The sequence below is a fragment of the Gilvirhabdus luticola genome, assembly GCF_040117515.1.
Taxonomy (GTDB): Bacteria; Bacteroidota; Bacteroidia; order Flavobacteriales; family Flavobacteriaceae; genus Gilvirhabdus; species Gilvirhabdus luticola.
This window is the reverse complement of the sequence record NZ_JBEEEN010000005.1, coordinates 17,710-38,357: the sequence shown is the minus strand read 5'-3', so window position 1 is coordinate 38,357 and position 20,648 is coordinate 17,710. Positions and strand designations below refer to the sequence as shown.

The window sequence follows — 20,648 nt, the reverse complement described above, 5'->3', positions numbered from 1 at the left end:
AATGACATATGTCATCTTAAATAAAACCTAAATGATTTATATTTAAATAATAATAAAAACAAGTAATTATGACCGTTAATATTCAATATGTTCAAATGTCAAGAAGTGAGGCAATGGACAGTTATGTAAACAATAAACTAGAAAAATTAGGAAAAAAATATGATTGGGTTATTTCTGCCGAAGTCCATTTTGAAAAGGAAAACGATCCTTCTGGCAAAGGAAAAATTTGTAAAATAGAATTGAGCCTTCCAGGTCCCAGAATATTTGCTACTTCTAACGAAACCACTTTTGAAAACGCTGTTAAGAAAACGATTAAAGATTTAGAAATTCAACTTAAAAAACGTAAGCAAATTTTTGCTGGACATAAATAAAATCATAAATAATACTTGTAACAAATCATAAGTGTTTGCGTCAAATAGGCATGAAGAAAATAATATTAATTAATGCAATAGTTTGGGCTGCTTTATTGCTGGTTGGTTCTTACTTGTTTAAAGACCATGAAAATTGGAACTATTTTTTCATGATCATTATATTAGGATTTATAACAATTAATTCAGTATTGGCAGTTCACAATAGAAAAGAAAACAAAAAGTGTTTTAAAGCTTAAGCTTTATGTTAACTATGATGGTAAGGTTCATTTCTTAAAATAGTGAATCCTCTATACAACTGTTCAACAAAAAACAGGCGAATCATTTGGTGGGAAAATGTCATTTTAGACAGTGATATTATTCCATTCGCTTTTTTATATACCTCTTCTGAAAATCCGTAAGGACCACCAATTACAAAAACCAATTGCTTAATTCCAGAATTCATATGTTTTTGTAAGTATTCAGAAAACGCAGCAGAATTTAGTTGTTTACCCTTTTCGTCAAGTAAGATTAAAATGTCAGTTGGTTTTAGCTTTGCTAATATCAAATCTCCTTCTTTTTGTTTTTGCTGTTCTTCTCTTAAATTTTTGGAATTTTTTATATCTGGAATGATCTCAAATTCAAATTTTATATAAAAACCTAGCCTGTTAGCATATTCATCTATTAAAGCCTGCAGATCTTTACTATCGGTTTTACCAATTGAAAGAAGTTTAATAATCATAGCTCAAATTTACATTTTTATTAGTATTTGAAGTTTTAATTTGAGTAATTTCATTTCCAATTACTATTTTTACATTAAATATTTTCCCGATGATTAGTAAAGAGCAATTTGATAAAGAAATAGAATTAATTATCAGTAATGCAATACGTGAGGATATTGGTGAAGGAGACCACACTTCATTGGCTTGTATCCCTGAAACTGCAAAAGGTAGAGCCAAATTATTAGTAAAAGATAAAGGGATAATTGCAGGCGTTGAATTCGCAAGGCAAGTTTTTAAATATGTTGATAAAAGTTTAAATGTTCGAATTTTAATAGAAGATGGTACTCGAGTAAAATTCGGTGATATAGCTTTTTATGTTGATGGTTCTTCACAATCTATTTTAAAAGCAGAAAGATTGGTTTTGAACGCCATGCAACGTATGAGTGCTATCGCAACCAAAACAAGAAGTTTTGTCGATTTACTCGAAGGCACTAAAACCAAAGTATTGGATACAAGAAAAACAACTCCAGGTGTTAGGGCATTAGAAAAATGGGCAGTAAAAATTGGAGGAGGAGAGAATCATAGATTTGCGCTATATGATATGATTATGATAAAAGACAACCATATAGATTTTGCAGGAGGTATCACCAGAGCAATTGAATTCACTAAACAATATTTAAGAGAAAAGAATAAAGATTTAAGAATTATTGTTGAGGCTAGAAACCTAGAAGAAGTTGAAGAAATACTCATAAACAAAGGCATCTACAGAATTTTATTAGACAATTTTAATTATCGGGATACTCAAAAGGCAGTTAAGTTAATCGGTAATAAATGTTTAACAGAATCTTCTGGGAATATAGACGAAGTTACTATAAGACATTATGCAGAATGTGGTGTTAATTATATATCCAGTGGAGCTTTAACACATTCAGTTTATAACTTGGACTTAAGCTTGAAAGCTGTTTGAAATGACCAAACACATTGAAGATAAATTAGAAAAAATCCCTATCATCAACCTAATTGTTAGTCTTCTAAAAAAGATTAAACTCCCAGGATTGGAAGGGTTGTCTCTCTATGATTTATTGGAAATTTACACCATAGGTATCGTAAAAGGTGCCTTAACAACCAGAGCAAGCGCTATTGCATTTAATTTCTTTATAGCAATTTTTCCATTTTTGTTGTTCTTGCTAATTGTAATACCATACATTCCTATTGAAGGTTTTAGAGTAGAATTCTTAAAGTTTTTAGAATCATCATTGCCACCAAGTACATCAGATTTTTTCTTTCAGAATATTTTTGAAAATATAGAAAGTACAGAACGAGCAGGTTTGCTATCGTCTGTTTTTTTGTTATCTATGATTTTAATGGCCAATGGAGTAAATGCCGTGTTTTCAGGATTTGAGAATTCATATCATGAGCAAATTACAAGAAATGTTATAAGACAGTATTTATATGCATTTGGTGTTGCTATTATCCTCGCATTTTTACTTATTATTACAATTGCTGTATTGGGATATTTTCAAATTTATGTGGTTCAAGGACTTTTTGATGTATTAGAAAAAGGTGGGTATGTTGAGCAATCTCAAAATGTATTTTGGTATGGTTTAGCGCAATATATGTTTTTTATCATCATGTTATATTTGGCAACTGCGACGCTTTATTATTTTGGAACTAAAGAAGGTAAAAATTCCAAATTCTTTTCAATAGGAGCTTTATTTACTACCTTGCTTATCATTCTAACCTCTTATCTCTTTGGAATTTACATTAATAATTTTGCAAAATACAACGAGCTTTATGGATCTATTGGAGCGCTATTAATCTTGTTGTTCTATCTTTGGCTGAATGCTAATATTTTACTGCTTGGTTTCGAGTTGAACGTATCTTTAAACAGACTTCATAATCGAAAAAAATAAATGGACTACTTTGTAGATGTTATAATTCCAATTCCGCTTGAGAAGCTTTTTACATATAGCATTACTCGCGCTGAAGCTTCAATTTTAAAACCTGGTGTTCGTGTGGCTGTACCTTTTGGAAAATCTAAAATTTATACTGGAGTCATTCATCATATTCATAACAATAAGCCTTTAGTTTATGAAGCTAAAGATATTTATCAGATTCTTGATCAAGACCCAATAGCGAACTCAATTCAATTAAAACATTGGAATTGGATTTCAAAATACTATATGTGTACACTAGGCGACGTTATGCGTGCGGCATTACCAAGCCCATTTATTTTGGAAAGTGAAACCATTATAACAAAAAGTGAAAATCAGAATATTAATGATGAAGAATTAAAGGATGACGAATTTCTGATTTATGAAGCTTTACAGAATCAGGCGTCACTAAAGATAAATGATGTTATTAGTATTTTAGAAAAAAAGAACGTCCTACCTGTTATACAAAGTCTAATAGAGAAAAATATTATTTGGGTAGAAGAAGAAATTTACGAAAAATACAAACCAAAGCTGGTAAGGTATATCAAATTGCATTCTAATTTTTCTTCAGATAAGGAATTGGAATTATTGTTTGATTCTCTTAAAAATGCTCCAAAACAACACCAAGTTATTTTAACATTATTCTCTATTTCGGCTCAAACCAAAAAACCAATTAAAGTCTCTGAATTAATAAAGCAAAGTAGTGCATCGTCATCAATTTTGAAAGCACTGATTGACAAAGGAATTTTAGAAGAATTTTACATTAAAACTGATAGAGTTCAGTATTCAGGTAATGAAACAGAAAATTTAAAAACACTCAATAAGTTTCAATCTAAAGCTTTAAATGAAATAACACTAACATTTAAAAAACAAGATGTTACACTATTACACGGTATTACATCTTCTGGTAAAACAGAAATCTACGTAAAGCTTATTGAAGAAGTTATAAAACAAGGTAAGCAAGTTTTGTATTTGTTGCCAGAAATTGCCTTAACAACACAATTGGTAAGCCGTTTGCAAAACTATTTCGGTAAAAAGGTAGCTGTTTTTCATTCAAAATATTCATCGCATGAACGTGTTGAAGTATGGAATAACGTTCTACATAATTCAGATAAAGCACAAATAGTTTTGGGAGCACGTTCTTCCATTTTTTTACCATTTAATAATTTAGGATTGATTGTGGTAGATGAAGAACACGAGCAATCTTATAAACAGTTTGATCCTGCTCCTCGTTATCATGCTAGAGATACAGCCATTGTGCTTGCAAAACTTCATGAAGCAAAAGTCTTGTTGGGTTCTGCTACACCAAGTTTAGAAAGTTATTACAATGCAAAACAAAATAAATATGGTTTTGTAGAAATTACAAAACGATATAATGACATCTTGCTTCCAGAAATGGAATTGGTTGATTTAAAAGAGAAACGTAAGCGTAAATTATTGCAAGGTCATTTTAGCGACAGACTCGTTGAAGAAATAACTGAAGCACTAAAAGGAGGACATCAAATTATATTATTTCAAAACAGAAGAGGTTTTTCTCCAATTGTAGAATGTATCACTTGCGGTCATTCTCCGCAATGTCCAAATTGTGATGTGAGTTTAACTTTTCATCAATATAAAAATCAATTACGATGTCATTACTGTGGTTATCATACCGTGATGCATCAAAATTGTGAAGCTTGCGGAAGTGTAGAACTGGACACAAAGGGCTTTGGTACAGAACAAGTAGAAGATGAGGTAAAAACACTTTTTCCTGACTGCACGGTTGCTAGAATGGATTTAGACACTACTAGAGGTAAATATGGTTATGAAAAAATAATTACGGCCTTTGAGCAGCAAGAAATAGATATTCTGGTTGGTACTCAAATGCTTACTAAAGGGTTGGATTTTAACAATGTAAAACTAGTTGGTGTTATGAACGCTGATAATATGCTTAATTTCCCTGATTTTAGAGCTTTAGAACGTAGTTTTCAGTTAATATTACAAGTAGCAGGTAGGGCTGGCCGTTTAGATAAAAGAGGTAAGGTTTTGATTCAAACTTATAATCCATATCATAAAATATTACAGCAAGTTTCTACAAATGATTATGTTGCAATGTACAATGAGCAAATGGATGAGCGATATAACTATAAGTATCCACCTATTTATAAACTCATAAAAATAACCTTAAAACATAAAGATTATAACAAAGTAAACATCGCTTCAAGTTGGTTGACAAAATCGTTACGGCAAGTATTTCATGATTTTGTATTAGGACCAGAATTTCCACCAGTATCAAGAATAAGAAATCAATATCATAAAAATATCTTGATTAAAATTCCTCAAAAACAATCACTTAAAAAAACTAAAGAAGCTATTATTAAAATTAACAATAGCTTCTTTAGTATTAAAGATTTTAGGGCTGTAAAAGTAATTTTAAATGTCGATAACTTTTAAAATTTATATGTTATTCAAAGCATCAACCAATTGTGTCTTTTTATTTCGACTTAAAGGAATCTCATAAGCACCAACTTCAACATTCTTACTATTAAATCTGTCTACCTTGTCGAGGTTAACGATATAAGATTTATGGATTCTCAAGAATTTACCTTCAGGTAATTCATGTTCAAAAGCTTTCATTGTAGAAAGAACAACAAGGCTATTTTCTTCAGTAACAAGTTTTACATAGTCACCAAGAGCTTCTATCCATTTAATGTCTTTAATATAAACTTTACGCTTTTTCAGGTTACTTTTCACAAAGATGTGTTCACCTTCAGTTTCATTAAAGTCTAATTTTAATTTATGCTGCTCCAGAGCTTTATCTACGGCAACATTAAAACGTTCTCTGGTAAGTGGTTTATGCAAATAATCTGTAGCATCGTAGTTAAATGCTTTAAATGCATATTCTGTTTTTCCAGTTACAAAAATAATTTGAGGCTTATTATTTAAGACATCAAGAAGTTCAAATCCATTCAATACAGGCATTTCTATATCTAGAAAGATCAGATCTACTTGATGAGAATTTAGACCATTTTTAGTCTCTAAAGCACTACTGTATTCAGCAATTAAGTTAAGCGAAGGATGATTTTCAATCAACTTCACAATTGAGAGGCGCTGAATTGCTGAGTCGTCTACTACTACACAGTTTAAAGTCATAACATTTAATATTTTCGGTTAAGTATCGACAATAGTACAAAAAATTCGGTTAAAAACCAAAAAACATCGATAAAGTGTTTAATTTAACATAATTTTAACACTTTTAACATACATAATAATATTGGTTAGGGATAGTTGCAATATATAAATAAAAAGATTATTTTTGCACCCATTTTTAACAATAAATTGAAATTTTATGAATCATTATGAAACTGTTTTCATCTTAAATCCCGTTTTATCTGAAGATCAGATAAAGGAAACAGTAAAGAAATATGAAGATTTTCTTGTTTCTAACGGTGCTAAGATGATAGCTAAAGAAGATTGGGGCTTAAAAAAACTAGCTTACCCAATTCAAAACAAAAAAAGTGGTTTTTATCACTTATTTGAGTACACTGTACCAGGAGAAGCAATTTCTCAATTAGAAGTTGAGTTTAGACGTGACGAGCGTTTTATGCGTTACTTAACAGTAAAACTAGATAAGCATGCAATTGCTTGGGCAGAAAGAAGAAGAGTTAAACTTAAAGAAAAAGCGTAATTATGTCATCTATAGAACAACAAGCAAAAGGTAAAAAAGACGGTGAAATCAGATATTTAACACCGCTTAATATAGACACGACCAAGAACAAAAAGTATTGTCGTTTTAAAAAGTCTGGAATTAAATACATAGATTATAAAGATCCAGATTTTCTATTAAAATTTGTAAACGAGCAAGGTAAAATTTTGCCAAGACGTTTAACAGGAACTTCATTAAAGTATCAGAGAAAAGTATCTGTAGCTGTAAAAAGAGCTCGTCATTTGGCGTTGATGCCTTATGTAGCAGATTTATTAAAATAAAATACACATAACAATGGAACTTATATTAAAACAAGACGTTGAAAATTTAGGATTTAAAGACGATATTGTAACAGTTAAGAACGGTTATGGTAGAAATTATTTAATTCCCAGAGGAGAAGCTGTATTAGCAACTTCTTCTGCAAAAAAAGTATTAGCAGAAACGTTAAAGCAAAGGGCATTTAAAGAAAAGAAAATTATTGATGATGCTAATGAAATAGCTGAAGCATTAAAAACTTTAGAAATAAAAATTATTGCAAAAGCCACCGAAGGAGCATCAGCTGGAGACAAGTTATTTGGGTCAGTTACCAAAATGGATTTAGTTGAAGCTTTTGAAAAAGAAGGTCATACAATTGACAAAAAATATATTAGTATTACAGGTGGTAATATTAAGCGTTTAGGACAGTATGATGCTGTAATACGCTTGCATAGAGAAGTTTCTGTAGACTTATCTTTTCAAGTTGTAGCACAAGCTTAAGCATATGAAATTATAACATTTAGTTCATAATTATTTGATAAAAAAACCGTTCATTGAACGGTTTTTTTATTTTATTTTTATTTATTTTAATAAACTAATTAATAATCTATAAAAAACATGAAAAAAATTACCTTTTTTTTATTTGTAATGTTATTTGGAGTCATTGGCTATAGCCAGGTTACTACATCTAATATTAAGGGTTTAGTTCAGGATGAAAACTCCGAACCTTTACCTGGCGCTAATGTTGTGGCCATTCATGAACCAACAGGTACTAAATATGGCGCAGCAACGAACATCGACGGACGTTATAACCTTCTTAATTTAAGAGTTGGTGGCCCGTATACAATTACTATAAGCTTTATTGGTTACAAAGAACAAACATTCGATAATGTCTTTTTAACATTGGGTAAGACAGAAAATTTAGATATTAATATGATATCTGATAGCCAAGAACTTGAAGCTGTTGTTATTCAAGGTTCAGGTGGTACAGGTACTTTTGGAAGTGATAGGACTGGAGCAGAAACTAACGTCGGCAGGCGTGAACTTACGCGTTTACCTTCAATTTCAAGATCAGCTTCAGATTTTACAAGATTAGAACCAACAGCTAGTAATGGTTCATTTGCTGGCAGAAATGATCAATACAATAATTTTTCATTAGATGGTGCAATTTTTAATAATCCATTCGGATTAGATGCTGCCACACCAGGAGGACAGACAGATGCACAACCAATTTCTTTGGATGCTATAGAACAAATACAAGTATCTACGGCACCTTACGATGTTACACAATCTGGTTTTACTGGGGCAACGGTTAATGCAGTTACGAAAAGTGGAACTAATGAATTTCACGGGACTGTTTATGGCTTCATTAGAAATGAAGACATGACAGGTAGAAAAATAAAAGGGGATAAGTTACCTAAAGTTAAGTTGGATCAGAAGCAATATGGTTTAAGCATTGGAGGTCCAATAGTAAAAAACAAATTATTCTTCTTTGCCAATTTTGAAAAAGATGAAAGAGACGATTTAGGACAAAACTGGTTACCATCGGAAAGAGGTGGTGTGAACGCCTCTAGAGTTTTAGAATCAGATTTAATAGCTGTTCAGAGCGCATTAGGTGCATTAGGATATGATACGGGAACTTATGAAGGTTTTCTGCATAATTCACAATCTGAAAAAGGAATTTTTAAATTAGATTGGAATATTAATGATAACAACCGATTGGCAGTTATTTATAATTTCTTAAACGCATCTAAAGAAAAGCCAGCACATCCTACTGCTATAGGATCTAGGGGACCAAATTTTGCTACGTTACAATTTGAAAATTCTGGTTATGAAATAAATAATAAGTTGCAATCTGTTCAAGTTGAATTAAATTCAACTTTATCATCAACTGCAACTAATAAATTCCAATTTGGATATACACATTTTGACGATTTTAGAAACCCATTTTCAACACCAGCGCCTAGTATTTTAATTGAACAGAATGGTTCAAATTATATTGTTGCAGGTCATGAACCTTTTTCTATTCACAACAAATTAGATCAAAAAGTTTTACAATTTTCAAATAATTTAAATTTCTTTAAAGGTGATCATACCTTTACCGTTGGTTTTTCTTTTGAAAAATTCATGTTTGACAATTCCTTTAATTTAGGAGTATTTGGAGGAACTTTTGGTTTTCCAATCGGTAACGATTTTAGAAATTTCGCCTCTGTTCAAGAATTTTTAGACAATGCGCAACCTGGAGGATTGATAGACGGTTTAATTCAAGGAGCAATTGATACAAATGATGCATTAAATGCAGCAGGAGAAGGAGTTCCTGGAGGTTGGGCATTGGCTGAAACTAATGTTGGACAATTAGCATTTTATTTACAGGATGAATGGAACGTTAATGAAAAGTTTAAATTAACTTATGGTCTTCGTTTCGATAAACCATTATTCTTTGACTCTTCTCAAAAGGCTCAAGAAGTTATAGACAGGGCATGTTGTTATGTTCCTGATATTCCTTACTACAATCCTAATACAGGAGAAACTGTGTTTTTGGATAATACCGAAATGCCAAATAATGATTGGTTAATATCACCTAGAGTTGGTTTTAACTACGACGTTAAGGGTGATGATACCTTTCAGTTAAGAGGAGGTTCAGGTTTATTTACTGGTCGTTTTCCATTTGTATGGTTGGGAAATCAAATTGCAAACCCAGAAGTGTTCTTTTATAATGTTGTTGACCCAGATTATAAATTTCCACAAGTTTGGCGTACTAATATAGGAACAGATTATAAATTTGATAGCGGTTTAATTTTAACTGGAGATGTGTCTTATACAAAAGACATTAATGGAGCTCATGTACAAAACTGGGGTCTTCAAGATCCAACGGGCACATTAAATGCTCCTGGGGACAACAGACCTATTTATAATGACGTAGATAAAGGAAATAATGCTTATGTGTTTACAAACTCGGATAAAGGAAGAATTTGGAATGTCGCTGTTAAAGCACAAAAAACATTTAATAATGGGTTATATGCTATGATGGCTTATAGCTATTTAAATGCTAAAGATGTAAATTCTATTGAAGCTGAAATTACTGGTGATGCGTTTGATTTTAATCCGATTGCCGGAAACGCAAATGATGATGTTTTAGCCTTTTCTAAATATGGTGACACACATCGTTTTATTGGGGTTGCCAGTAAACGTTGGGATTATGGAAATGATACGTGGTCAACAACAATTTCTACATTCTTTGAATATGCACAAGGTGGACGATTTAATTATACCTATGCTGGGAATATAAATAATGATAGTTCTTTTCAAAATAACGATTTAATATATATTCCTACAACATCTGAAGTTCAACAAATGATGTTCTCTGGTCCTGGACAAGCTGATGCTTTTGAAGCTTATATACAGCAAGATGATTATTTAAGTGAAAATAGAGGAAAAATTGCAGAACGATATGGAGCAATAGCACCATGGAGAGGAAGTTGGGATATTAAGTTCCTACAAGACTATCGTATTAAAATTTCAGAAGATAAAGTAAATACAATTCAATTCAGTATTGATATATTAAATTTTGGAAACCTATTGAGTTCTGATTGGGGATTGGTTCAACAACCTAATAATGTGTCTCCATTAGCCGTAAATACTTCTGGTTCTGAACCTGTATTTACTTTTGATCCGAATCAAACCAAGACGTTTGGGTATGATTCTAGTTTAGAATCTAGATGGCAAATGCAGTTTGGATTACGTTATATTTTCTAATATAAAAAGCAAGAATAAATAGTTAAATTTGCGCCTCTAATTTTAGAGGCGCTTTTTTTACAATACCTATGAAATATTCAAGACTAACTAAAGAACAATTTGAGGAACTACATAAAGAGTTTGTCAATTTTTTAGCCACACAATCTATTACTGCTGAAGAGTGGTCAAAAATAAAGAAATCCCAACCAGAAGTTGCAGAACAGGAATTAGATGTATTTAGTGATTTGGTTTGGGAAGGCGTATTAAATAAAGCTATGTATTTGGAGCATATTTCAGCAAAACAAATGCATTTATTCAGTTTGCGAGAATCAGATATGCATGTTGTAGCCGTTACAATAAAAAGCGATATTAACCTGACTACAAAAGAAGGATTTCAGTGGTTACGTGAAAATTTAATGCATGATGATGTTGAATTTTTACAGGCTACAAAAAGATATTCAGAAGATAAAAACCTTGATAAGTTTAAGTTAATTCAGCAAGGGGCTGTTATCACAAAAGGAGAATTATATCATTTTTTCGATAAACTTATCAATTAGTTATTCATATCGTAGCGATTCTATAGGATCTAATTTTGCTGCTTTAATAGCTGGAAATGAACCTGAAATAATGGCAACAATAAACGCCGTTGTAAAAGCACTAAACATAGCCAGCCAAGGTGTTGTGAATGAAAAACCTAAAGCTGCGGATAGGCCATATCCTACAAGAATACCTAAAATAATACCAAGAATTCCACCAATTTGACCAACCATAATCGTCTCTAAAAAAAACTGAATGGCAATTGTTCTTCGTTTGGCTCCCATAGCTTTTCTAACTCCAATTTCTCGTGTACGCTCTGCTACAGAGACCAACATGATATTCATAAGCGCAATAGAAGAACCAAAAATAGTGATGATACCAATAATCCAGGCAGCTATATAAAGATATTCAGTAATAGCGCCAACTCTATTTATCAAATCATCACTTCGTTCTACTCCAAAATTATTTTCCTCAATAGGGCTTAAAGTTCTAATATTCCTAAAAGTAATTAGAGCTTGATTTAAGGCTTCGTCATAAAATTCTTGTTTATCAACTTTAATCATTAACGAATAATTGGCATTTGGATTGGTAAAAATAGATCTGGCTTTTTGTATGGGAATTAGAACACGATTATCTTCCTTACTGTTAAAGGCATTTTTATTAGATTTTAATGTCCCAATAACTTTAAATTTATGACCTCTAATTGTAATGGTTTTACCTATGGGGTTTATTTCAGTAAAGAACTTTTCTTCAAGGTCACTTCCTAACATACAAACATTAGAGCTATTTTCTATTTCAAGAGCATTAAACTCTCTTCCTTTATTAATTTTAAAGCCAGAATTTTCAATAAAATATTCATTAACACCAAGAACCAATACATTCGGATCTGTTTTTTTATTCTCAAATTTTATTTCAGCGCTTCCTGTACCACCAAAAGATAAGGATGTTGTTGTCATTGGAAAATGATACTTATCAATAAATGTTTTGGCATCTGTGTAACTAATAACCGGATTTATTTTTTGACGCTCGGTACCACCATGTCTTCGAATAGAAAATTCATATTGCTCAATAGTAAATGTATTGGCTCCCATAGAAGTAAAGTCGCTTGATATGGTGTTTTCTAATGCCTTTACAGCACTTAAAATACTCACCAATGCCGTAATGCCTATAGCAATAATCAAAACCGTAAGAATGGTTCTTAATAGTTGACTTTTTATAGAATTAATGGCTATTCTTATATTTTCTCTAAACAATGAGAACATAGATAGGTTTTAAATCTTTTTTATAAGACTAATAAAAGTGAATAAAGTTACCATAAAATAGAAAAAACATGACAGGAGAAATTAAAAATTAAGATATTTGTGTTTTAAACCTCTTTTTAATGGCTCAAAAACCAAGCATACCTAAAGGCACACGAGATTTTAACCCAGAACAAGTAGCGAGACGCAATTATATTTTTAATACCATTAAACAAAGTTTTGAGACTTTTGGTTTTCAGCCAATTGAAACACCAAGTTTTGAAAACTCTGAAACCTTAATGGGAAAATATGGCGATGAAGGAGATCGGTTGATTTTTAAAATTTTAAATAGTGGTGATTTTTTGTCTAAAGTTGAAAATGGAATATACGAATCTAAAGATTCGCAAAAAATAACACCAAAAATATCTGAAAAAGCCCTTCGTTATGACCTAACTGTACCTTTCGCACGATATGTGGTACAACACCAAAACGAAATAGAGTTTCCGTTTAAACGTTACCAAATACAACCTGTTTGGCGTGCAGACAGACCACAAAAAGGGCGTTTTAGAGAGTTTTACCAATGTGATGCCGACGTGGTTGGTAGTAACTCGCTTTGGCAGGAAGTTGAGTTTATACAATTGTATGATACTGTCTTTACCGCTTTAAAACTGGAAGGTGTTATTATAAAAATTAACAATCGTAAAGTATTGTCAGGAATTGCAGAAGTTATTGGAGCACAAGATAAATTAATAGATTTTACCATTGCTCTGGATAAACTAGATAAAATAGGTGAGGAGAAGGTAAAAGAGGAAATGCTTGGTAAGGGAATTTCTGAAGATGGGATTGCCAAATTGCGACCTTTGTTCAGTCTTTCAGGAAGTTTTGAAAGTCAGATAGAAAGCTTAAAAACTATACTTTCATCTTCAAAAGAAGGCAAACAAGGTATTGAAGAGTTAGAGTTTGTAAGTAAAGCGATTAAAGATTTAGGTTTACAAACTGCAAAGCTTCAATTAGATGTTACACTTGCGAGAGGTTTAAATTACTACACAGGAGCTATTTTTGAAGTTGCTGCTCCAGAAGGAGTAGATATGGGGTCTATTGGAGGAGGAGGTCGTTACGACGATCTTACAGGAATTTTTGGATTAAAAGATGTAAGTGGCATTGGTATTAGCTTTGGTTTGGACAGAATCTATCTGGTGTTAGAAGAGCTGGACTTATTTCCTGAAACAGTAATGAATAATATTGAAGTGCTTTTCATCAACTTTGGAGAAAGGGAAGCACTTTACAGTTTAAAAGCCATTAAGCGTTTACGACAAAAAGACATTGCAGCTGAACTTTATCCCGATGATGCTAAAATGAAAAAGCAAATGAATTATGCCAACAAAAGAAATATTCCATTTGTGGTTTTAGTAGGAGAGAAGGAGCTTAATTCTCAAGTTTTCACCCTAAAGAATATGAAATCTGGAGAGCAGTTTGAGTTGTCATTAGATCAATTAATTTCGTATTTAAAATAAAAAAAGTCCCAATGTGAATTGGGACTTAAAAAGTACAGTCAAGACTATGGTAGATTTGGGCCTACAAGGTTTATTGGACTAGCACTTTTTTTGAAATCGTTCCTTCTGTGGTTTCAACTTTTATAATATAAGATCCTACACTTAAAGGATTTGTTTTTAATTCTGTATAATTTTCAGTAATCTCATTGTTGAACCTGAAAACAGTTTGGCCTAACATGTTTATCATTTCTAGCGATTTCACGTTTTCTAACATTGGATTATGAACAATGATACTTTTCTTTTCATTTGAAAAATATGTTTGAAGGTTATTAATTTCTAAATCATCAATACCTAACGATGATGGTTTTGAGAACGTAACTTCAAATCTATCATGATGCTCTCCAGTTGTTAAATATACTTCATAATTGCTTGCTCTTAAATCATGATACAATCCTAATTCTTTATCATGAATAAAGATTTGAATTCCATCATCAATATTTTCCAAAGTATCTATTTTTAGAGTTGAGAGACCTTCTATATTTGTTTTAATTCCAAGAGGTAAGACTTGTTGTTCATCAAAATTATTTACTGCTTGAATAATGAATTTTGCATTGTTAAATTGCCAATACATATCTTCCTTATTATCTTCTATTAATGCAGCGTCATATCCTAAATCGAAATCATTAGACGTATTTTCGTCAACTCCAACAAGTAACTGCCTGTGATATCCTTTAGGAGAGTCTAACATTAATCTTATTTTTTGTCTAGGATCTATATCTTCATCAACTGCTTCAGATTCAGATTTAGTATTTGAATTTCTTAAGAATACCGATCCTGAATTTGTTCCAGTTACAGCTTCTTTCTTGAAGATACGTTGGCTATTTTTAAACAAAATATTACCACCATCTACTGTTGCTAAACCAGTTAAAGCTGCATCTACTATGGCAGAAACAAAGAAACCTTGACCAACTGGAATGTATCGTTCTGGAATTTTAGTACCGACAGCTCCAGTGTTATTAATTCTGACATCATTAGAAATTGCAGCAGTACCACCAATTAACGTATAAGTGGCATATCCACCTTGATATTCAGCTAACACGTGAGTGCTACTTGCAAAATGATCCCAGAAGTATAATGCACCATTAATTACGTTATCCGCATTTCTTCCTCCATCGGCAATACTAATGTTATCGTAAATAAATTCGTTGGCATCAATTGCAGAAGCATAAGGGTTTCCTACTAAATACTGATTTCCAGATGCTAGAGTTAAAGATATATCTCCGTTATTTGGTTTACCTTGAATGACATAATTTTGCTGCTGTGTTATTACTCCACCTGTATCTGCGACACCTTTCATGGTAAATCCTTCTCCAGCATTAACACTTCCGGTACTTCTTACATGTTGCCATTGAGAATAATCATCTCCTGGAAGATTTGCATATTTCCAAATCCAGTAATCAGCAATGCTTATTGGTGAACCTGAAGCGCCATTATAACCTGATGTTAAAAAGTTTATTGAAGCTGGAGAACTTGGTGTTGTTCCATCCATAAATACATTTGGTAGTGAATAGCCTGTATTATTAGATATTACACTTGTCTCTCCAACCGGTAAAGACCAATAATTATAAGTATATAAATCCCTTGTACCTTGTTGGTCTTGTTCTATTGATCCAGCGCTTGTTACATCTAATGTACTCTCTGCACCCTGAACTAATTGAGATTCATCTTCTAAATCTATTTTTCCATCCAATTTCAAATACCAGCTAACATTTAATTCTGAATCATTTTGAACTCTAAACGTAATGGGATTAGACCCAGCGTCTTGTTGGTCTACAATGAGTCCTAAATGCTTTTGGTTTGAGCCATAAGTTACATTATCGTGTTCAACTTTCACGATGGACCAATCGTAAGTCACAACGTCATTCCCATTAACACCATCAGCTGCAATATCTACTGCTGCTGCTAGATCTCCACTTTGTTGCGTCACAAAAGGGAGTGGTGCGGATTGTACATCAATAACTTTAGTGTTATAGATTTTTGCTCCTGCTCCTACATCAATACTAGCAGTTGTAAGGTCGTCAATGATATCATCTTTGTAAGCATCCATTCTAAAGTACCTTTGTAAATTATTCCAAGGTAATGGTGTATCATTTGACTCATCAACAAAATCAGTTACATTTTTAGGCACGATAGCTCCTCTTGTGGTTCCACTATTATCCTCAATCTCTTGATATACCATTTTTTGCAACTCATTTTCTGTTAAAGCTTTATCAAATACACGAACTTCATCTAAATAGCCTTTAAAATAGTTACTATTTGTATCAGGTTGCCTACCAAGTGAAAAACTTGAAGTGTCAGCTGGTAGTCCTCCACTTACTGAAAGATTATTACTAACTTCCATTCCGTTAACATATAAATAGAACTCACCATTTTTATACGTTGCACCAATATGAATCCATTGATTTGTCGTTAATGAAGTTCCATTTGATAATGAATAACTATTAGCATAGGCTGTCACGCTTTTATCAGAATTTAATTGCAAATAAAATACATCTTGACCCGCAATGATTTGATTTCCTGTTGCTGTAGGATCAATTTTTATCCAGGTCATAATGGTTCCTTCACTCCAAGAGCTGATTACAGTGGCATCATCTGCATAATCATTACGACCATCAAAATACAAATGTAGTTTTCTGTCTAAATCTCTTGGAGACCCAAATTGCGCATCGTTAGTATCAAATAGATCTACGATACCATCACCATCTGTATCTGTTGTATCGTCTATAACACCATCATTATTAGCATCAAGACTTGCGTAAAGTGTTCCGGCAATATCGTAAATACCATCATTGTTTGAATCTGTATCAATATAATCTGGTGTACCATCATTATCAGAATCTAAAACATAGTAAACAGTTCCGTTAACAATACCTTGGCTATCATTACCATAAGCATCTGAGTAATTATTGGCACTATCATGGAAGTCATAAATATCCAAAATTCCATCTCCATAATATTCTGGTGTACCGGTTCCATAAACATCTTTTTCTCTAAAAGCTTCAGATTCTGGACCATCTCCAACACCATCTCCAGTTATATCGCCATCTCCATTTTGAAATGTTGCATCAGCTGTATTTCCTGCACCTGATTCATCAACATCAAAAATACCATCATTATCACTATCAAGGTCATGATAATTTGGCACACCATCACCATCAGAGTCTAAAACTACATTACCAGCAGCTGTATCATGCATCCCATCTCCATTAGCATCCACCCAAGCCACATCTAGTTTTCCTGTTCCATTACTTAAATGGCCTAAACCAGCTTCTACAATATCAGGAATACCATCATTATCATCATCAAGGTCAAAAAGATCTGCAATACCGTCGTTATCAAAATCACAAAGTGTTTGTCTAATTTCTATGTCATCTAATGCTAAATCATTACCCAAACCACCTGTTTCATTATTAATAAAAATAACTTGAAATTCATTTACAGGAAGTGTAAGATCAGCAGTAAACTGATACCAATCTCCAGCAGCATTGCCAGCTGTTGTTGGAGCAATATCTCCAGTGGTAATTGAAGCTAGGACATTATCGCTCATATCTCTAAACTCTACTAAAATGTTTGGTCTTAAGCGAGTCGCTATATTAGGAGCATCTGTTCTGTCAATGTTTATGACCCAAAAACTATATGTAATAGGTACTCCAGGTAAAGCTCCACTAATGTGAGCTGTATAGAAAATCCCTGGATCATAAGATGCATTAAAAATGGCCATTCTGCCATCTGTATCTCCCGTATGGTCGCCTCCAGTATACCAATATGTTCCGGCCCATGATGAACTCTGTGCGGTAGTTGCTACTGTATATTCTCCATCATTTAAATCAACGCTCGATAGATCTGGACAAGACCCTGTGTTAGTGCCAACTGTACCATTTTCATAACAATATGTTGTCATAGCATCATATGATGTATTAATAGTTGTACGTGGACCAGTACCAAAAGTCTCTTCTAAAAATTTATAATTTACTGCATAAGAAATTGGTGAAGCATCACAGCTTAATTCTTCATCAGAATCAGGAATACCATCGTTGTCATCGTCAATATCTATATTATCAAAAACACCATCATTATCACTATCATAGAATAATTGAACCGCCGTACCTTGAATTACAAAGTCATAAGTGCCTTCATCAGCATCGTTATTGTTGACCGTAACGGTACAGGTTTGTGTGCCATTAGTTGTAGCTGTATAGGTAATGCTAAATGTAGTACTTCCGCCTGCAGTTACAGGAGAGCTGTAAGAAGTTCCCGTAATTGAGAAATCTGTTGTATTAGATAAAGTAATACTTGAGATAGTAAGATCTAAAGTTCCTGCACTATTATCTATTGTAAAGGTCTGTTCAACAGTTGATCCAATATTAATGGTTCCGAAATTAGTATCGTCTGAATTGTCAGGAGTGGTGTCTCCATCAACAATTTCTATAGCTGCTCCACCTAGAATAGCAATTTCAGGAGCTGGTGTAAACGAAGTACCTGTAATATCAAAAGTATATGGATCTTCGTTACTGTCATCATTATCTATGCTTACAGTTGCATTGTATGTTCCATTTGATGTTGGCGAAAAATCAATTGAAAATGTTGTACTATTTCCTCCTGTTACTGTTGTATTTTGAGCAGGTTCTGTAGTAATGCTAAATTCAGAATCTCCAGTAATTGTTATACCAGAACCAGCATTACTCAAGGTTAATGTGCTTAAAGCATGCGCAATATTTTGTATTGTAAATGTATGTGTAGTTGTTGTAGATATTCCAACTGTTCCCCAATCTGTATCATCTGTAGTTGTTGGTGTTGTATCTCCATCTGCTATATTATTCCCTAAGCCAGTAATGTTTATTTCTGGTAATGGTGTTAAACCTGTTCCTTGTATATCAAACGTCCATGGGTTTTCGTCTGGGTCATCACTATTGATAGTGACCGTTGCAGTTCTTAAACCAACAGCACTTGGTGTAAACGTAATTGTAAATGTGCCTGAACTACCTCTATCAATTGTAGTAATCGAATGACTTAATGCAAAATCAGCTGCGTTTGCACCAGATACAACAATACTACTTATAGTTAATTTATTACTTGAAGCTGGTCCTCCAGAATGTGTATTTTGTATTTCAAAATCGTTAGCTATCCCAACGCCAACATCAGAATTACCATAATCTGTACCTTCAGCAACAGATGGTGTAGTATCTCCAATTGGAATGTCATTTGTAGAGGATTGATCTCTTACATTAATATCTTGAGAGCCACCAGACCATGTACCATTCCCTTGAACATCAAAAGTATACGGGTTTTCGTCACTATCATCATTAGCAATGCTAATGGTAGCTGTCCTAATACCAGTTGCACTAGGATTAAATGTAATATCGAAAGTGGTGCTTCCACTGGCAGCAATAGAACTTGAAGGGTTTGAAGTTACTGTAAAGTCTGAAGCATGAGTTCCAGATATACTAATATATGTTGGACCAGTTCCTGTTAAATTTAGGCCTAACGCACCTTCATTTTGTATTGTAAACGTGTGGATAATCATGCCTACGGCCAAATCGGCATCTCCAAAGTCAGTATTGTCACTCACACTTGGTGTGGTGTCACCATTTGCTATTGAAGTAGAATTACCTTCAATATCTATTTCGCCACTTGGAGTGGTTCCGTTACCTTGAATATCAAAAGTATAAGGGTTTTCATCACTATCATCATTAGCAATTGTTAATGTTGCAGTTCTAATCCCTGTAGCACTAGGGTCAAAGGTTATATTGAATGTCGTAGTACCACTAGCTGAAATTGAACTAGAAGGGTTTGCTGTTACGGAAAAGTCAGCTGCATTAGTCCCTGAAATGGCTACAAATTGTGGCCCTATTCCAGTTAAAGACAAAGAAGCGGACCCGATATTCTCAATTGTAAAGGTTCTCACCACAGTGCCAGATGTAACATCGGCGTTTCCAAAGTCAGTATGGTCGCCGGTATTTGGGGTAGAATCACCATCAATAATTGGAACAGAATTACCAACTAAATTAATTTCGGGTGATGGTAAGTAACCTTCAATAAGAACGTTATCAATCAAAATAAACCTACCAGTTCCATTTGTTTCTTCCTCGAATCTGAATTTTGAATTTGAAGAAAATGTATAACTACCAGTATCAATACTTACGGTATCAGAATAATTTGTATCCACTACCATATCTGATGGTATTGTATAAGTTGCTATAACAGTCCATGTACTCCCACCATTATCGGAATACTGTAAATTAAAATATTCATTATTTTTCATATATGCCGCACGAAAATCAAAAGAAATATCTACCGAAGTATATGGTGTAAGGTCTATATTATTGGTAGTCATCATTGAAGTTGATGATTTGTCTCTAATTTTTACTACAGTGGTTGGATTGAATGCGGCAAAAGGTGTTCTAAAACAATCTGATCCACCAGTGTTCCAAATACCCCAACCAGAGTCAAAGTTTTCAGAATCTATTGTGGTTTGAGAAAATGAGTTTAAAGATATTAATAAACCTACTACGAATATAAGTGGCTTAAATAAAAAAGTAATATTTTTCATAAGCAGTTAAATTTAGTTTTGGGACTAATTATTTAATAAATATTAATTTACACGTGCGTAAATGTATTTGAAACATCCATGAAATACAATAA

At 32.9% G+C, this 20,648-nt stretch carries 15 protein-coding genes; 11 read left to right on the top strand and 4 right to left on the bottom strand.

The genetic code is table 11. The annotated features are described in order from the left end of the window. Positions 1-68 precede the first annotated feature (68 nt). Positions 69-371 (top strand): ribosome hibernation-promoting factor, HPF/YfiA family, encoded by a 303-nt coding sequence (gene hpf, locus AAFP94_RS09525; protein ID WP_316662417.1) that lies wholly within the window; start codon positions 69-71, stop codon positions 369-371. A 50-nt stretch (positions 372-421) separates the two neighbouring features. Further along, the gene (locus tag AAFP94_RS09520) at positions 422-607 is read left to right on the top strand and encodes a hypothetical protein (protein ID WP_316662415.1); all 186 of its coding nucleotides are present in this window, start codon (positions 422-424) and stop codon (positions 605-607) included. Between the two features lie 8 nt (positions 608-615). Here AAFP94_RS09520 and rlmH read toward each other — a convergent pair whose 3' ends face one another. Then, entirely contained in the window at positions 616-1,089 is a 474-nt protein-coding gene (gene rlmH / locus AAFP94_RS09515; RefSeq protein WP_316662414.1) for a 23S rRNA (pseudouridine(1915)-N(3))-methyltransferase RlmH, read from the bottom strand. A gap of 89 nt (positions 1,090-1,178) precedes the next feature. Between rlmH and nadC the strand changes: the two genes are divergently transcribed. The 3 genes from nadC to priA are packed head-to-tail and all read left to right on the top strand — an operon-like array spanning position 1,179 to position 5,436. Next, positions 1,179-2,036 (top strand): carboxylating nicotinate-nucleotide diphosphorylase, encoded by an 858-nt coding sequence (nadC, locus tag AAFP94_RS09510; RefSeq protein ID WP_316662412.1) that lies wholly within the window; start codon positions 1,179-1,181, stop codon positions 2,034-2,036. A gap of 1 nt (position 2,037) precedes the next feature. Next, a complete protein-coding gene (locus AAFP94_RS09505; protein WP_316662410.1) occupies positions 2,038-2,982 on the top strand; it encodes a YihY/virulence factor BrkB family protein in 945 nt (314 codons plus the stop codon). After that, the gene (gene priA, locus AAFP94_RS09500; protein WP_316662409.1) at positions 2,983-5,436 is read left to right on the top strand and encodes a replication restart helicase PriA; all 2,454 of its coding nucleotides are present in this window, start codon (positions 2,983-2,985) and stop codon (positions 5,434-5,436) included. Between the two features lie 3 nt (positions 5,437-5,439). Here priA and AAFP94_RS09495 read toward each other — a convergent pair whose 3' ends face one another. Next, positions 5,440-6,135, bottom strand: coding sequence for a LytR/AlgR family response regulator transcription factor (locus AAFP94_RS09495; RefSeq protein ID WP_316662407.1), 696 nt, complete (start codon positions 6,133-6,135; stop codon positions 5,440-5,442). 196 nt (positions 6,136-6,331) lie between these two features. On the opposite strand from AAFP94_RS09495, the gene rpsF reads away from it, so the two are divergent. The 5 genes from rpsF (at position 6,332) to AAFP94_RS09470 (ending at position 11,235) form a co-directional block, all read left to right on the top strand. Further along, on the top strand, positions 6,332-6,670 hold the full coding sequence (rpsF, locus tag AAFP94_RS09490; RefSeq protein ID WP_316662406.1) for a 30S ribosomal protein S6: 339 nt from the start codon (positions 6,332-6,334) through the stop codon (positions 6,668-6,670). Between the two features lie 2 nt (positions 6,671-6,672). Next, positions 6,673-6,969: a 30S ribosomal protein S18 gene (gene rpsR / locus AAFP94_RS09485; RefSeq protein ID WP_316662405.1), complete on the top strand. Its 297-nt coding sequence runs from the start codon at positions 6,673-6,675 to the stop codon at positions 6,967-6,969. Between the two features lie 13 nt (positions 6,970-6,982). Then, complete coding sequence (rplI, locus tag AAFP94_RS09480; RefSeq protein WP_316662404.1) at positions 6,983-7,444, top strand: 50S ribosomal protein L9; 462 nt, start codon at positions 6,983-6,985, stop codon at positions 7,442-7,444. A gap of 117 nt (positions 7,445-7,561) precedes the next feature. Then, positions 7,562-10,699, top strand: coding sequence for a TonB-dependent receptor (locus tag AAFP94_RS09475; RefSeq protein ID WP_316662403.1), 3,138 nt, complete (start codon positions 7,562-7,564; stop codon positions 10,697-10,699). Between the two features lie 68 nt (positions 10,700-10,767). Beyond that, entirely contained in the window at positions 10,768-11,235 is a 468-nt protein-coding gene (locus tag AAFP94_RS09470) for a DUF6495 family protein (RefSeq protein ID WP_316662402.1), read from the top strand. Here AAFP94_RS09470 and AAFP94_RS09465 read toward each other — a convergent pair whose 3' ends face one another. Then, the gene (locus AAFP94_RS09465; protein WP_316662400.1) at positions 11,236-12,477 is read right to left on the bottom strand and encodes an ABC transporter permease; all 1,242 of its coding nucleotides are present in this window, start codon (positions 12,475-12,477) and stop codon (positions 11,236-11,238) included. It lies immediately after the preceding gene. Positions 12,478-12,596: 119 nt separating this feature from the next. Here AAFP94_RS09465 and hisS point away from each other — a divergent pair, with 119 nt between their 5' ends. After that, positions 12,597-13,967 (top strand): histidine--tRNA ligase, encoded by a 1,371-nt coding sequence (gene hisS / locus AAFP94_RS09460; RefSeq protein WP_316662399.1) that lies wholly within the window; start codon positions 12,597-12,599, stop codon positions 13,965-13,967. Positions 13,968-14,037: 70 nt separating this feature from the next. Here hisS and AAFP94_RS09455 read toward each other — a convergent pair whose 3' ends face one another. Then, the gene (locus AAFP94_RS09455) at positions 14,038-20,556 is read right to left on the bottom strand and encodes a choice-of-anchor D domain-containing protein (RefSeq protein ID WP_316662398.1); all 6,519 of its coding nucleotides are present in this window, start codon (positions 20,554-20,556) and stop codon (positions 14,038-14,040) included. Between the last annotated feature and the right edge of the window lie 92 nt (positions 20,557-20,648).

What these genes read in the sequence shown, in the direction of transcription:
- hpf (WP_316662417.1), top strand. Translation starts at nt 69, where the DNA reads ATGACCGTTAATATTCAATATGTTCAAATGTCAAGAAGTGAGGCAATG.
- AAFP94_RS09520 (WP_316662415.1), top strand. Translation starts at nt 422, where the DNA reads ATGAAGAAAATAATATTAATTAATGCAATAGTTTGGGCTGCTTTATTG.
- rlmH (WP_316662414.1), bottom strand. Translation starts at nt 1,089, where the DNA reads ATGATTATTAAACTTCTTTCAATTGGTAAAACCGATAGTAAAGATCTG.
- nadC (WP_316662412.1), top strand. Translation starts at nt 1,179, where the DNA reads ATGATTAGTAAAGAGCAATTTGATAAAGAAATAGAATTAATTATCAGT.
- AAFP94_RS09505 (WP_316662410.1), top strand. Translation starts at nt 2,038, where the DNA reads ATGACCAAACACATTGAAGATAAATTAGAAAAAATCCCTATCATCAAC.
- priA (WP_316662409.1), top strand. Translation starts at nt 2,983, where the DNA reads ATGGACTACTTTGTAGATGTTATAATTCCAATTCCGCTTGAGAAGCTT.
- AAFP94_RS09495 (WP_316662407.1), bottom strand. Translation starts at nt 6,135, where the DNA reads ATGACTTTAAACTGTGTAGTAGTAGACGACTCAGCAATTCAGCGCCTC.
- rpsF (WP_316662406.1), top strand. Translation starts at nt 6,332, where the DNA reads ATGAATCATTATGAAACTGTTTTCATCTTAAATCCCGTTTTATCTGAA.
- rpsR (WP_316662405.1), top strand. Translation starts at nt 6,673, where the DNA reads ATGTCATCTATAGAACAACAAGCAAAAGGTAAAAAAGACGGTGAAATC.
- rplI (WP_316662404.1), top strand. Translation starts at nt 6,983, where the DNA reads ATGGAACTTATATTAAAACAAGACGTTGAAAATTTAGGATTTAAAGAC.
- AAFP94_RS09475 (WP_316662403.1), top strand. Translation starts at nt 7,562, where the DNA reads ATGAAAAAAATTACCTTTTTTTTATTTGTAATGTTATTTGGAGTCATT.
- AAFP94_RS09470 (WP_316662402.1), top strand. Translation starts at nt 10,768, where the DNA reads ATGAAATATTCAAGACTAACTAAAGAACAATTTGAGGAACTACATAAA.
- AAFP94_RS09465 (WP_316662400.1), bottom strand. Translation starts at nt 12,477, where the DNA reads ATGTTCTCATTGTTTAGAGAAAATATAAGAATAGCCATTAATTCTATA.
- hisS (WP_316662399.1), top strand. Translation starts at nt 12,597, where the DNA reads ATGGCTCAAAAACCAAGCATACCTAAAGGCACACGAGATTTTAACCCA.
- AAFP94_RS09455 (WP_316662398.1), bottom strand. Translation starts at nt 20,556, where the DNA reads ATGAAAAATATTACTTTTTTATTTAAGCCACTTATATTCGTAGTAGGT.